The following is a 14,807-nucleotide window of genomic DNA, read 5'->3' on the forward strand; positions in this document are numbered from 1 at the left end:
TATGGATAAAAGATATTTGTCAGTCATTAAAGCATGCGCACTAAGTTTGCTGCTTGTTGGTGTCGGCGGATTGTCATCCTGCAACAGCGATGATATCAAGGAAGATGCGATGTACACCTTTACGGGAGAGACTGTGGCTTCATTTTGTGAGAAGACTCCAGAGTTGTCCCTCTTTTATAAACTGATGGATGAGTGTGGGGAAACGGCTTTGTTGGAAGTGTACGGCCACTTTACCTGTTTTGCACCTACGAATGATGCGATTAATAAATATCTGGCAGAAAAGGGCTTGTCATGGGACGGCATGAGTCTGGAGCAGAAGCAAAAGATTGTCTACAATAGTGTAATACGTAATGCGACCAAAGAAATCTTGGTGGATGAATTTGAAGAAGGCGCATTGTCTGAACCCACGTTGTCGGACCGGTATTTGCTTATCTCTTTTGGTAAGGAAGGGGAAGAACGGCGTATTTACGTCAATGAGAAGTCTACGCTTATCAGCGGGGATCACGAAGTGCATAACGGAGTAGTCCATATTGTAGATGAAGTTATCGAACCTTCCGAGAAAACTTTGTTGGAGACACTGAGAGCGCACGGTGGATTTGAACTTTGGGCCGAAGCATACGAGGCTTCCGGCTGGGCAGATGAAATGACGGAACTTTATGACGAAGATTATGTGAATTCCTTTAATACGGACAAGTACCAGATCATAGGGTTGGTCTTGGCTGTTCCCGAAAAACTGAAGTTAGGTTATACGCTGTTTTGCGAAACGGATGAGCTTCTGAAAGCGAACGGTATCACGGATCTTCCCAGCATGGAGAACTATGCCAGAACGTATTATGGTTCGGAAGATTTGGGGAACTACAAAAGTAAAAACAACCCTTTGAACCGTTTTATAGCCTATCACATGCTGAATCGCCAAATGGCTACCAACTCGTTTTTATACACGGGGGAAACGACTAATCCCGATTATGCCGATGAACGGACGGAATATTATGAAACGATGTACACTTATCGTTTGATAAAAATCAAGGCCGGCAACAGGCTTAATGCCAAAAACAGCGATAATACTTCGTTAAGGGTGATTGAGAAGGAAAGTAACGTAGATGCGATCAACGGTTTCATACATACTTTAGACGGCATATTGGTATATGACGAAGAAGTCATGGAGAAAGACGTGTTGCATGAAAGAATCCGTTTCGACTTCTTTGCTTGCATACCTCATCTGACGAACAACAATATACGTTGGAAGTGCTATGGCAGTACGCGTCCGGAAGGTACGAACGGATATACGGTGACGCCGGAATTCTGCGGCGAGTATTTTACCTATAACGATGCCGGAGTCTGTGTTTTTCAAGCGGATGATGCTTGGGCCGATTTCCAAGGAGATGAATTGGTGATGCAGGAAAGCTATGATTTTACATTGCGTATGATTCCGCTGCCTCCCGGTGACTATGAAATGCGTATCGGTTATAACTCCGGCGGTACGCGTGGAATGGGACAAATGTATGTGGATGGAAATATTGCAGGTACTCCTGTGGACTTGAGAATCAACGGAGACGATCCTCGCGTGGGTTGGGTAAAGGATAGTGAAACCAATGACGATGGGGTCGAGAATGACAAGATGATGCGCAACCGGGGATACATGAAAGCACCGGAAGCTTTATGGTATTGGCATGGAGGATGGGATAATGTGCCCATGCGCGATGTAAGTTTTGCTTTGCGTTACATCGTGGGACAATTCCATTTTGAGGAGTATGGAGCACATACGTTCCGTGCAAGGAGTGTGGACTTTAAGGGGCGTGGTTTTCAATTAGACTATATTGAATTTATTCCTACGGATATGATTAGGGATGAAGGACGTGATTAAATAAGGAAATGAACGTATGAGATATAAAGGTATAATTTGCCTGATATTAGGCATCGGAGGTTCAATCGTTTCTTGTAACGATGACTGGGATGAACATTACAGCCGGAACGGAAGCATCCCTGAGGTAAGTTTAATGGATATGATTCTTAATGATAGTCAGTTGACCAAGTTTAGTCAAATCCTGATGAAGACAGGTGCGGACTCTTTGCTGACCTCGACACAGACTTATACGGTTTGGGCTCCAGTCGATGAAGCGCTGTCTTCTGTGGATATGGATGACGAGGCTGCGTTGCAACGAATGGTAAAGAATCATATAGCCCGTTATTCCAATTCGACTGCAACAGAAGTCGGGAAGTCCATATACATGTTGGATGGGAAAGTCATGTCGTATGAATCGGCAGATGTATTCAACGGCATATCCATTGTGCAGAAGGATATATTGGCACAAAACGGAATTTTGCATAAGTTGAATGACACCATACCTTATCGTTATAATTTCTGGGAGTATATTTCCACTCAAGAGAATTATTCAAAGATATATGACTTTATAAACCAGTTCTCGGAGAAAATCTATGTTTCGGGAGGGAGCAATAAGAAGGACTCTGTTTTTAAGGACTATAATCGCCTGTTGCAGAATTATTATTATGGAATAGGATGGATTCACGATGAAGATTCTGTGTATACCATGATCTTACCGGACAATGAGGCTTGGGATAAAGCGTATGAGCAAGTCAGTCCCTATTTCAAAGTCTATAATGCCGATGAAGCTGTGGCGGATTCTATCACGAAAGTGCAGACAGGGCAGGCCATTGTATATGGATTGACTTTCGGCGGTCGGATAACAGACCCCGGAAGTGCTGATACTTTGGTCACTGTAACCGGAAATGTCATACGTAGTACAAAAGATTATTTTGCCGGATACCGGCAGGAGTTGGCTTCCAACGGCTTGATGTTTTTGGCTGACGGGAATCTCCATCTGGATGATACGTGTGTGTGGAATCAGCCTATAATAGTGGAAGGTGAAGATCTTGACCGACGTTTGGTTACGGCTTCAGGTACTTCAGCTTATGTACGGGATGTTGACGGAACCAGTGTGGTAAAGGGGATTAGTGAAAACAGTTATTTGGAAGTTTCCGGTTCTTCATTGAATCCGGGCGTGACATTCGATATTCCCAATGTGCTGGCTACCAAATATGATATTTATGTCGATTTCGTTCCTCCTGCAATCGACGGCAACAGTCGTGCGACTGAAAAGACTTGTCTGTCTTATAAAATGAAGGTGGAACAAGAAAATGGTAGAACTAAATATGAAAACCGTCAGGGGAAAAATGATGAAGAACTGATTGTCGGAGGAGACAGCGTGGGAGATGTCTATATGAAAACGGTGAAAGTATGGAGCGCATATCAATTCCCGACTTCTGATTTTTACGATGCAATGTGGTATTTAGATGAAGGCAATGCCGATAAAGTGAATGAGATATCACCGAAAACGACGTTGGAAATAAAAACGAATGTGACAAATGCGGAGTTGAATGTAAAGTATGTACGGCGGTTTAGGATAGATCGGATCAGATTCGTTCCTGCAAAAAATAATTAGAAACTCATTAAAGCATAAGTATGATGACTAATATATCAAAATACCATTCAGTAAAAGTGATAAGTGCCGTGATGGGATTTATCGTGTTGTCAGAGCTTGCCGTAGCACAGGATATGGGAAAAAATGATAGTGTTGCGGTGAGGACGGAGAAAACGGATATGCCCTATAAAGTGAAAGGACGGATAATAGATGCTGTGACGAAAAAAGGATTTGCCGGTGCCCGTGTGACGACTCCTAATTTGAATGTTTCTGCCATGACGGATGAGAACGGAAATTATGAGATTGGAGTGCCGGACTTGTCGGTGGCGCTTTATGTAGAGGCACCCGGATATTCAAGACAGGTCGTACCGGTGAAAGGGCGCAATGAAGTCAATGTATCATTGTTTACGGTATCCGGACATGCGTACTATGACGACGGGATGTCTGTGTCGGACGGTGAAGCCGTGGTGGATGGGTTTACATCCGGAACTTTGAGCATGACCGATGATATGACGTCGTTGCTAAACGGTCAGTTGCGTGCTATTTCCCACTCGGGGGATCCCGGTAGCAGTTCCTCGTTCTTTATCAGGGGATATAATTCCGTGAACCTTTCTGCCCAACCTTTGTTTGTGGTGGACGGTGTGATATGGCAGATGCAGGATCAAGTAGCCAGTGCTGTGGATAATTATTATAATAACCCTTTGACCTTGCTTGACCCGTCGGATATTGAAAAAGTCACGATTTTAAAGAACGGTTCTGCGGTCTGGGGAGCTAAGGGTGCCAATGGTGTGGTACTGATAGACACGAAACGTGCACGTGAAATGGCCACCCAGATTGAAGCGAATATTTCTATGGGATTTCAGACACCTTTTGGAAGTCTGCCTCTGATGGGTGCGGCGGCCTATCGGCGTTATGCGACAGATATTATGTCCGGTATGGACCGCAATGAAGTTGAAGGTTTCCAGTTTACCAATGACGACCCGACCCGTTCGTTTTACCGTGCGGTACACAACGATACGAAATGGACGGATAAAATCAACAAGACGTCATTTATCCAAAACTATGGCATTTCGGTTGCCGGTGGGGATGATATTGCGCTTTATCGTTTCTCCTTGGGATATGCCAAGAACGACGGAAACATAGACGGGACGAGTTTCAACCGTTTGAACGTACGTTTTAATTCAGACATCAAATTGACGGAGGATTTTAAAATCCAGACCGACATCTCTTATGCGCAAACAGGGCGCAGGACTGTTTTTGAAGGGTTGGACGGCATGCGTTCACCTTATTTCCTATCATTGGTAAAGTCCCCGTTGTATGCTCCGTGGCAGTACAACGACAATGGGACATTCAGCGGGCGTTTGACGGATGTCGACGAATTGAATATCGGTAACCCCTTGGCGTTGACAGGCGAAGACGTTCCCGAGTTGGATAAATATCGTTTTAATTTGAACCTAAGGCCGAGTTATCAGATAACGGACCGCTTGGAGGTTGCTGCTTTATTCGGGATTTCTTATGACAAAGAGAATGAAAACCTATTTATACCAGATTACGGTGTTTCCAATGAGCCGTTGTATACCGACAGGGGAGAGATTTACGAAACGGCGTTGAATGAGGTGCGTAATTTCATGGCCCGGCAGACATCCATGTCTGTAGATGGTTATTTGGCATGGCAGATTCTGAAGGACTGGCGGCATGACTTGAATGCACGTGTCGGAGGCCGCTTTTACAATACCTATTATCGTTATACCATGGGACAGGGGTATAATACGGGAAGCGACTATATGACTGCGCTTTCCAATACAAACAGCGACCTCCGTACATTGACCGGATATGAGTATACGGATCGGAATGCGGCCTGGTATTTTAATGCGGATTATGCTTACCGGCACCGTTACTTTTTCAATGTCGGCATGTCTTTGGAAACGTCTTCGCGTTTTGGCCGTGAAGCAGGAGGATTAGATTTATGTGGTGTTTCCTGGGGGTATTTCCCGTCTGTCTCCGGGGCTTGGTTGGTTTCATCGGAAAAGTTCATGCGAAATGTGGATTTTATCAACAATCTCAAAGTCCGTGTGGCTTATACGATGTCGGGCAACGATAACCTTCCGCTTTTCGCCAATAGAAGTTATTTTACTTCTACGTCTTTCGTTAAGGATGCTACGGGCTTGGTTTTGGCTAATATCGGCAATGAGAAATTGAAATGGGAAACTACGGCAAGAACCAATATCGGCTTGGATTTTAGTATGTTTTCAAATCGTTTGGCTGTGAATGCCGATGTCTTTTTCTCTCGTACTAAAGATTTGGTAACGCGTAGGCCGCTGAATGATGAAGCTGGGCTGGAATATTTCTGGGACAATGACGGAGAAATGAAAAATAATGGTTTGGAAGTCGCCGTGAAGGTTCGGGCATTGGATATGCGTGACTTTAAATTAAACATCGGGGCAACAGTCGGACATTACAAAAACGAGGTGACGTCCTTGGAAAATGGAAGTTTCATTACCGAAGTATGTGACGGACAAGTGCTGACCGAGGTTGGTCGCCCGGTGGGTGTATTTTATGGTTATCTTACGGACGGGGTCTACTCCACTTCGCAAGAAGCGACCGAAGCTGGTCTGGCCATCCTTTCTTCTTCAGGGCAACGCGTGCCCTTCCAAGCCGGCGATATGCGCTTTGTGGATGTGAAAAAGGATGGAATTATCAATGAAGAGGACCGAGTGGTAATAGGAGACCCGAATCCGGACATTTACGGAAACTTCGATCTGACTTTCCAATGGAAGAATCTGGAGCTGGGAGCGTTGTTTACTTATTCGTTGGGGAATGATGCTTATAATGCTTTGCGTGCCAGTTTGGAGTCGGGAAAGAGTTTGTATAACCAGTCTTCCTCCATGGAAAACAGATGGATGGGCAACGGGCAGCAAACGGATATTCCTCGTGCCACGTATGACGACCCTATGGGAAATTCACGTTTCTCGGATCGTTGGATCGAAGATGCTTCTTACCTGAAGTTCAAACGTTTGATGCTTACTTATCATGTTCCGATGAGGCAGAATTTTATTCAAAGCCTTTCTGTTTGGGCTGCCGTGAACAATGTTTGTACGTTGACGAAGTATTTGGGTGTCGACCCGGAGTTTTCTTATAGTACATCTGTATTGGAACAGGGCATTGATGGAGGGTTGACCCCCCAGTCCAGATCGTTTCAGTTGGGTGTGAATATCAATTTATAATGTAAAAATGTCGGTTATGAAGATGAATATAAAGAACATGAAGACGGTTTGGGGAGCATGGATTTGCTTAGGGTTATTAGTACCTACGGCTTGTTCCGACATGTTTGAGACAGATTCGACTTCGGTCGTTTTTGAGTCGGGGAATCGCTTGGATTCTCCCAATGATTCGCTGTATTCCATCATGGGGATACTGGCTCAAATTCAGAAGTTAGGAGATAGGTATGTACTGATGGGGGAACTACGTGGCGATTTAATGGAGACCACGGTCAATGCAGATGTGGACCTTCAGGAAATATCCAAATTTGAGGTTTCTGCTTCCAACCAGTATAAGATGATGAATGATTATTATCAGGTCATTAATAATTGTAATTACGCGATAGCCCACATGGATACGACTTTGGTTGATTACGAAGATAAAGTTATGATACCTGAATTCGCACAAATCAAAGTGTTAAGGGCATGGACTTATTGGCAATTGGCGTTGCTTTGTGGCGAAGTCAGTTGGATTGAAACTCCGATTTTGGATTTGGAAGCCAGTTTGAAGGATTATCCACAGAAAAACCAAGAACAGTTGGCAGAGCTTCTGATAGAAGACTTGAAACCATATATCGGAGTCAGGGATTTGAACTACGGTTCCGTGGATGGTTTGAACCTTGATAAGGTATTTATTCCGGTGGACATGCTTTTGGGCGATTTATACCTGTTCTTGAACCAATATGCGAATGCGGCCACCGCATATTACAGGCTGATAAAGGAACGGGAACTGATGGTGACATCGATGTATCGTAATTCATGGCTTGACATATCCCGTAGGGGCTTTTCGTATTTTACACATACATCGGGGCTGTCTTATGCTAGCAGCGAGGTTGTATCATCCTTTGTTTACAGTTCGGACGCAAAGGCTTACCATCCTTTGTTGCTCCGCATGTCTTACAACGACAAGGCTTTTATTGCTCCGGCGCAATCTTTTGTGGACGAAATGTCAAACGCTTTATATGTGGTAGGCGTAGAAGGAAAGCCGACGGTGTCCGGATATTGTGATGGAGACATGCGGGGGCAAGCTATTCTTGCCGGAGGTCAGGTTTATCCTTCAGCCTATGGTTCAATGACACTGAACAATGTTGCAGCTACATATATATGTAAATTTTTCAACATGGACAATACTTCAGTGTCGGGAAGCGACCCCGAAAATGAGGCTTTGGGGGGATTGTACCTGCAGCGGACTTTGCCTTTATATCGGGTTTCTCATGTTTACCTCCGTTTGGCTGAAGCCTTGAACCGTTTGGAAAAACCGACGATGGCTTTTGCGGTTTTAAAATATGGATTGAATGCCACGACGCTTGAAAATCCTAATCGGGTTAAACAGAGTGAACGCAAAGGGGAAATATACACGGATTTCACGGAAGACATCTTTGCAGACAACGTAGGTACGGCTACTCGTGGACGGGGAAACGGTATTCCATACGATAATGAATTTTATATCATCCCGGATTTCAATACGGAAACTTCAACTGGAACGTTGGAAGATTCCATCTTGTTTGTGGAAGACTGTATCGTGGATGAAATGGCGGCGGAGACATGTTTTGAAGGCAACAGGTTCTTTGATTTGCTGAGGGTGGCTCGTCATCGTAACCAATATCCGGCTTATATGGCTAAAAAGGTTTCCAAACGTTTCGGAGAAAATGCGGAAAGAATGGAGCAGGCCTTGATGGAAGAAGAGCGTTGGTACATGAAATAGTGTATGTAAGAATAATCAGTGTTTAATTAAAAAATGTAATTATGAAAAAGGAGACTTTCAAACAAATGTTGTTCAGTGCGGCTTTGTTGACTTCAGTTTTTGAAGTGCAGGCCCAAGACAACCCGATCACATTTACACGTGATATGACGTTTAGGGAAAACTATGGTTGGGCGAATAGTATGTGTACTCCCAAAATCGGCGATTTCGATAATGACGGAGTCAATGATTTATGGTTGGACGGCCAGCGTCAATCGTATAGTTGGCAAACCCGTACTGTGTTTGCCAAAGGATTGGGAGAAAGGACGTTCCAGGCCGACTTTGAACCTATAATGGAAACCGAGTTGGATTCTACTATCGTACAGAAGACCGATACGATATGGAAAACGGATGAAAGTGGTGATTTCGTATTGGACGGCGAAGGCAATAAGATTGTAGAAGAAATCATACCGGTGGTAGATGATGAAGGTAAGCCGGTGAATGATACGATTGTGACGAAAAATGAGGTCTATGTCGGCACACAGAACGGTCTGCCGCAGACGGCTTGGAGCGTCGGGTCGCAACCCATTGATTTCAATGCCGACGGTTTAGTGGACTACCTGATTCTCCATCCCGGAAAAGTAGGTGACCTTCAGGGGTATATATTGGTAAAGAATTTAGGAAACGGTAAATTTGAAGTGGTGGAAGACGAAGTGCTTAGTTCCATTAAATTTTCCGAGAGCCCGAAAAAAGGCGATTACAACCGGTTTAATGAAGACAACGCTTATACTTCGGTCGTAACGGGTGATTATGACAAAGACGGATATGTGGACCTTTTGATAACCGGCAATGCATACGACGGACGTTTTGTGAAGTTGCTTCGTAACGTAAACGGCGAACGTTTTGAAGAAATGAACGTGTTCGAACCATTGCCTTTTGATGTAGAAGTGAACCGTCACGGGCTGTGGGAAGAAAGCGGTGCCGGCGAAGATCCGGAAACAGGCGATCCTATCGAGAGCGTGTATTTCCAGGATCAGCCTACCATGAAAGCCAAACCTTTGAGTCATGGTTCCGTGGTCTTTTTCGATATGGACAATGACGGTTGGTTGGACATCGTGGTTTCCGGATATGCGGATGGCACAGCCATGGGGGATGTCGGGGTAGAACCAGATGGAGATGAAATCCGTTTCTATCACAACCAGAAAGACGGTACGTTTAAGGACGTGACAGACCAGTTGATTCCGGCTGCTCAGGAAGTTTTGGCCAATTTGGGACTCGAGACTACGGGGACAGTGTCAGATGTATTTACGGCTTGGGGATCTAACAATACGGTGATGATGGCCACGGACTATAATCAGGACGGTTTGTTGGACCTTTGGATCAGTGGGAAGAAAAGAGGCGACATTCATGAGACTTTCTGCCTTATCAATACTCCGACTGAGGGTAGTGTGTTCAGTTTCGTTGAAGAGACAGTGCCTATGGTGGGCATGACGGATGCCGGAAACCGGGGATTCTTCTATGCGGATTTCAATGGTGATGATGTGCCGGACTTATATCACCGCGGACATTCCGACGCCTTGAAACCCGATGGCAACAAATGGGATTGGTGTCGAGTTTTTGAAGTGAGTGAAGGCGGAAGCGTAGGTCTTTATACATCGTATGATTTAGGTTATTGGAGTAACGACATTTTCGGAGGCTTCACATGGATTTGGGATGATTCGGATCCTGTTCCGGGTAACTTCGGTGATGTGGACAATGATGGCAAGCTGGATATCATGGCTGGAGGTTATGAAGGCGGCACGGATAACTTCATCATCAGTTACAATGAGACCGATTATGAGCCGGTTTATCCGGATGCGCCTACAGAAGTGACGGCTGAGGCTGCAGAAAACGGCCAAGTGACGGTGAAATGGCCTGCTTCTTATTTGAGCAATGGCAATGTGGCAGTCCACAATGTGTATATCTGCAACAACGAGACGGGTGCCGTCCGGATGCTGGTCCCGGCCAATACGGAAACCGGCAAGCAGTTGGCTTATAGCATGTTCGGCGCGTATGCCGTAAACTATTCCATGGATGAAGGTTTATGCTTCTATGTGTTCGAGAAATTGCCGGCCGGTAGCTATACCGTGGGTGTGCAGGCCGTGAACTATGCTTATTTGGCCAGTGGTTTCACGACGACGGAAGTGACCGTGACAGACGGGTATGAGACCGGTATCCAAGCTCCGGAGAAGCAGACAGATGTGAAGGTTGCCATTGAAGGCAATGTAATCACGGTGAATAGTTCAGAGTCTGCTGCGGTAGCCATCTACAATATGCAAGGTGCCGAGGTGGCTACGGGAATGACAAATACTCCTATTACAGTAAATGGCAGAGGGGTGTTTGTTGTAAAGACAAACCATAAAGCGGTTAAGATCGTGAAGTAATAAAAATAGTTTCTTTTGATTAACATTAGATTAGTTTAGATTGTGCGTTCCGGTCGTTTGTGAAAATAGCCGGGACGTTTTTTCTCTCTATTCCGATTTAAATAGAAGAGACCGGTTGAATGTAATTATTAAACTTTGTAAATATGAGAAATACTTTATTAAAGCCGATTCTTAGCTTATCGGTATTGATGGGAGCTGGTGGATACTTCACGCAAGGATATGCGGAGGATATTGTGATTGTGGACGGTTTGTGGAAAATTTCATATATCGAAAACGACCACGCTTTCCGGGTGAATGTTTTAAATGAGGACGGTTCGGCTCGAAAATGTCTTTTCACGCGTTCCGCTTCAGAAGCGGTCTACGACAATGTGGCGGGAGAGTCGCGTACTGTGACGCCTGCATCTTTTGCCGACATAAAACAGACCGAGGAAAAGGTAAATGACGAGTTCGGGACAGGGACCAGTTATACGTTTACCTTTACCCGTCCGGACAACGGGGACGACGTGCAGATGGTGCAGCGGTTTTGTGTATATGAAGAAAACGACTTTTTAATTACAGACTTGTCCATAGAGGGGGACGAGGCTATACGTTCCAATTATCTGGCTCCGGTATCGGTCAGTCAGATGTATGTCCTCTTCTCCGAAAGTGAAGACAACCGTATGCTTAAAGTGCCTTTCGACAATGACGGCTGGACACGTTATAATAAGTATAAGATGAACACTTCGATGACTTCCTACGAAGTGACGGCCTGGTTCAATGGAGAAACCAAGGAGGGGATAGTAATCGGTGCGGTAGACCATGACCATTGGAAGAACGCCATATCGGTAGAAGCTTCGGACAATGGGCGGGTCAATGTCTTGAAAGTCTATTCCGGTGCTTCTACGTCGGAGACGCGGGACGTCTTGCCTCACGGTAAGCTGAAAGGGCCTAAAATATCATCAGCCCGTATGTTTGTCGGTTTTGCAGACGATTGGCGTACGGGCATGGAGACTTTTGCCCGTGCCAATACGATGGTCCAGCCGATGCGTGATACGTGGGATAAGGGAACGCCTTTCGGTTGGCAAAGTTGGGGCGTACTGGAAAAAAAGAATTCTTTCGACGCGGATGTGGAAATAGCGGATTATTATCATGAGGTCTTGAAACCTAATGGTTTCGTGAACAGTCAAGGCATGCAAATAATCGGTATAGACTCTTGGGACAATCTGTCAACCGATGAGAGGATAAAGTTGTGCAAGGAAGGCGGAGAAAACGGTCAGACGGTGGGATTGTATTTCACTCCGTTCTCTTGGTGGTGGGGATGGAGCGACAAAATGGGAAGCACCCAGTACACGGCAGAAGACTGTTTCCTGAAAGTGAACGGTGAACCTTATAGTCTGGGAGGAGCCATATGTCTGGACCCGACCCATCCGGGCACGAAATCATGGATTTCTACCCGTATTCAGGAAATGAAGAAGCAAGGATTCCGGTTCCTGAAACTGGATTTTACCAGTCACGGTATGGTGCAGGCTGATTCTTATTATGCAAAAGGCGTGACGACGGCCATGGAAGCCTATAATAATGGGTTGAGCTATCTGACGAAGGTGGTCGATGAGGGAGACGAGCCGATGTTCCTTTCTTTCTCCATTTCGCCTCTTTTCCCTTATCATTACGGGAATTCCCGCCGTGTAGGGTGTGACACATGGGCTGATATCGGTCAGACGGAGTACTGTATGAATGCCATTTCCGGCGGTTGGTGGACCGACTTGCTTTATCAGTATAATGACCCGGATCACTTGGTCATGGTCGGTAGCGGGGGCTGGGGAAGTCCTAAAAACTGTACGTTGGGAGAGAACCGTGCCCGTTTCACGAGCGGGGCGGTAACCGGAATGATGATGGTGGCGGACAATTTCGCCTTGAATGATGATTCGGGAAATGGAGATGCAGCCTTGTCGCGTGCCCGTGCGCAAGAAATCATGATGAATAAGGATATCAATGAGATGGCCGATTTAGGACGCTCGTTCATGCCTGTGTATGGACATAAGGAGCATAACGGGAATGCGGATGCGGCGGAAACCTGCTTTATGCATCATACGGAGGAATACCTGTATGTGGCCGTATTTAATTATACCGACGGGGAGTCGTCCGGAAGTATTCCTTTGTCCGGCCTCGATATCGCTCTTGGAGACTTCGATACGGTGAAGGAACTGTGGAGTGGTGAAACTGTGGTTGTGGACGGTGAGGAACTTTCTTACAAGGTGCCGGCAAAAGATGTGAAAGTGTTCCGTTTTCATAAGAAACCCGGATCCGGGATTGCGGATGCCATGTCGGAGGGAGGTAAGGATGCCCGGTTGGACGTGCATATTCTGCCTGGAAGTAACGGTGGATTGGAAATGAATATAGATTCTTCGGCTCCATTGAGAAAAATAGATGTTTTCGATCTTCAGGGACGGTTGCTGAAGTCTCAGAATGTACGGGGATTATATAATGCTTGCGTGGCATTATCTCCGGTGAAAGGGCTGCTGTTGTTGCGTGCCTGTCTGCAAGAAGGGCAGGTGCTGTTGGCCAAAGCTATGGTTCATTGAGGGAAGAGAGGCGTATAAATGTTTAATATGCATCACCTTATGCTAAAATACGTGTTTTTGCTATTTTTTGCGCCATTTTTTCTATGTAATCTCCTAAATCTTTCCTTTCTTTGCATTGCAGTTAGTTAATATTGAGATTAGGTTAATGATTGGTTTAATAGGTATTTGATTTAAGGGGAAGATTGTTTTCAGGATTTTATAAACAATATTTTCGTAAGACCCTATTGAATGGCATTAAAAGAATTAAAAAAGGAGATGCGGCATTGCGCCGTATCTCCTTTGATTTTCTTATGGAGAGAATATTTATCCTACAAGGTATTTCCCGAAAGGAAGCTTGGACAGCAGCCATGTGATGAGGTTGCTCAATGCGAAGGTACAGAGGGTCAGCGTCAGGATGAACCAAGGTGTGCCCAGTTCCATGGCCTTCAGTATGTCGAAAAAGACGGAGTAGAGCACGATGATGTGCAGCAGGTAAACGCCATAACTCAGGCGCGACAACCGGTTGACGAAACCGTAGCACGGGGCTTTCTGCCCGGGGATGGCTTTGCACATCATGAAAACGCCGAAAGTCATCAGTATGACGTTAGGGGAACAGTACAGCCACGTCAGTTCCACTTCCTGCACGAGTTCATGGGAGAACGAGCGGTAGTAGAACGGGATTGCGGTAACAGCGTAACCTGCCAGAAAACAGAGCAGGCCGATGCCGAGGCTTCGCGAGGCATTCCAGTGCAGGTGGTGGCGGATGTAATGCGCCAATACCAGATAGCCGATGAAACCGGAGAAATACCAAAAGCTGTGGAACTCGTTCCAGTAGCATTCGCCGAACATGTCGCCTGCCCCGATTTCTTTTAAATATGCAAGGAAGGACGATACAAACCATACGGCAAGGAAAGCGAGCTCAGCCTTTTTTCCGCTTTGCTTGAGCCAAGGAGACAGGACGGGCATGAACAGATATAGGCCGATGAGCATGTAAATGTACCATAGATGTCCGCTGTCGTCATTAAAGTTCCAGATGGGATGGAGCAGGCGCATGGGAAGCTCGGATGCAGGCAGGTCTCCCATCAGGACAGGCCAGAAGGCGTAGATGCACGACCATACGGCAAAAGGGACGAGCACGCGGATGAAACGCCGTTTGAAGAAAGTGGTGTTGTCATCCTTCAGGGGCAACAGCAAGTAGGAAGAGGTCATTACGAATAATGGCACTGCTGCACGCATGATGCTGTCGATGATACTGATCCACAAACGGTCGCTCTCCGAAGCGCATTGCCATACGCCGCCCGGGCCGATGTAGAAAGAGTCGCAACTGTGCGTGGCAATGACCATCAGACAGGCTAGGACACGCAGATAATCGAGGAAAACGATGCGGGTGGTTTCCGCTCTTGTGGCATTGTGGTTCATGATTTATGGCTTTTAATGTGACAATGAAGCCCGTACCCGTCCGGAAT

General features: G+C 45.8%; 7 protein-coding genes. 6 read left to right on the top strand and 1 reads right to left on the bottom strand.

Features of this window, described 5'->3' with window-relative positions; genetic code table 11:
* The first annotated feature begins 1 nt into the window (after position 1).
* The 6 genes from HMPREF9441_RS03895 (at position 2) to HMPREF9441_RS03920 (ending at position 13,362) form a co-directional block, all read left to right on the top strand.
* Complete coding sequence (locus HMPREF9441_RS03895) at positions 2-1,864, top strand: fasciclin domain-containing protein (protein WP_244949603.1); 1,863 nt, start codon at positions 2-4, stop codon at positions 1,862-1,864.
* A 16-nt stretch (positions 1,865-1,880) separates the two neighbouring features.
* Positions 1,881-3,461 carry a fasciclin domain-containing protein gene (locus tag HMPREF9441_RS03900; protein WP_008618257.1) on the top strand — a complete coding sequence of 527 codons (1,581 nt, stop codon included), beginning with the start codon at positions 1,881-1,883 and terminating at the stop codon, positions 3,459-3,461.
* A 20-nt stretch (positions 3,462-3,481) separates the two neighbouring features.
* Entirely contained in the window at positions 3,482-6,664 is a 3,183-nt protein-coding gene (locus tag HMPREF9441_RS03905; RefSeq protein ID WP_008618259.1) for a SusC/RagA family TonB-linked outer membrane protein, read from the top strand.
* A gap of 181 nt (positions 6,665-6,845) precedes the next feature.
* Entirely contained in the window at positions 6,846-8,402 is a 1,557-nt protein-coding gene (locus HMPREF9441_RS03910) for a RagB/SusD family nutrient uptake outer membrane protein (RefSeq protein WP_008618262.1), read from the top strand.
* Positions 8,403-8,443: 41 nt separating this feature from the next.
* The gene (locus tag HMPREF9441_RS03915; protein WP_008618264.1) at positions 8,444-10,801 is read left to right on the top strand and encodes an FG-GAP repeat domain-containing protein; all 2,358 of its coding nucleotides are present in this window, start codon (positions 8,444-8,446) and stop codon (positions 10,799-10,801) included.
* 143 nt (positions 10,802-10,944) lie between these two features.
* Positions 10,945-13,362 carry an alpha-galactosidase gene (locus HMPREF9441_RS03920; RefSeq protein ID WP_244949604.1) on the top strand — a complete coding sequence of 806 codons (2,418 nt, stop codon included), beginning with the start codon at positions 10,945-10,947 and terminating at the stop codon, positions 13,360-13,362.
* 303 nt (positions 13,363-13,665) lie between these two features.
* On the opposite strand, the gene HMPREF9441_RS03925 is transcribed toward HMPREF9441_RS03920, so the two are convergent.
* Positions 13,666-14,760 (bottom strand): acyltransferase, encoded by a 1,095-nt coding sequence (locus HMPREF9441_RS03925; protein ID WP_008618268.1) that lies wholly within the window; start codon positions 14,758-14,760, stop codon positions 13,666-13,668.
* Between the last annotated feature and the right edge of the window lie 47 nt (positions 14,761-14,807).

This window comes from Paraprevotella clara YIT 11840 (assembly GCF_000233955.1).
In the GTDB taxonomy this organism is placed as follows: Bacteria; Bacteroidota; Bacteroidia; order Bacteroidales; family Bacteroidaceae; genus Paraprevotella; species Paraprevotella clara.

Excerpts from the sequence above, each read along its gene's own strand:
- HMPREF9441_RS03925 (WP_008618268.1), bottom strand. The coding sequence starts at position 14,760 with ATGAACCACAATGCCACAAGAGCGGAAACCACCCGCATCGTTTTCCTC.
- HMPREF9441_RS03915 (WP_008618264.1), top strand. The coding sequence starts at position 8,444 with ATGAAAAAGGAGACTTTCAAACAAATGTTGTTCAGTGCGGCTTTGTTG.
- HMPREF9441_RS03900 (WP_008618257.1), top strand. The coding sequence starts at position 1,881 with ATGAGATATAAAGGTATAATTTGCCTGATATTAGGCATCGGAGGTTCA.
- HMPREF9441_RS03895 (WP_244949603.1), top strand. The coding sequence starts at position 2 with ATGGATAAAAGATATTTGTCAGTCATTAAAGCATGCGCACTAAGTTTG.
- HMPREF9441_RS03905 (WP_008618259.1), top strand. The coding sequence starts at position 3,482 with ATGATGACTAATATATCAAAATACCATTCAGTAAAAGTGATAAGTGCC.
- HMPREF9441_RS03910 (WP_008618262.1), top strand. The coding sequence starts at position 6,846 with ATGGGGATACTGGCTCAAATTCAGAAGTTAGGAGATAGGTATGTACTG.
- HMPREF9441_RS03920 (WP_244949604.1), top strand. The coding sequence starts at position 10,945 with ATGAGAAATACTTTATTAAAGCCGATTCTTAGCTTATCGGTATTGATG.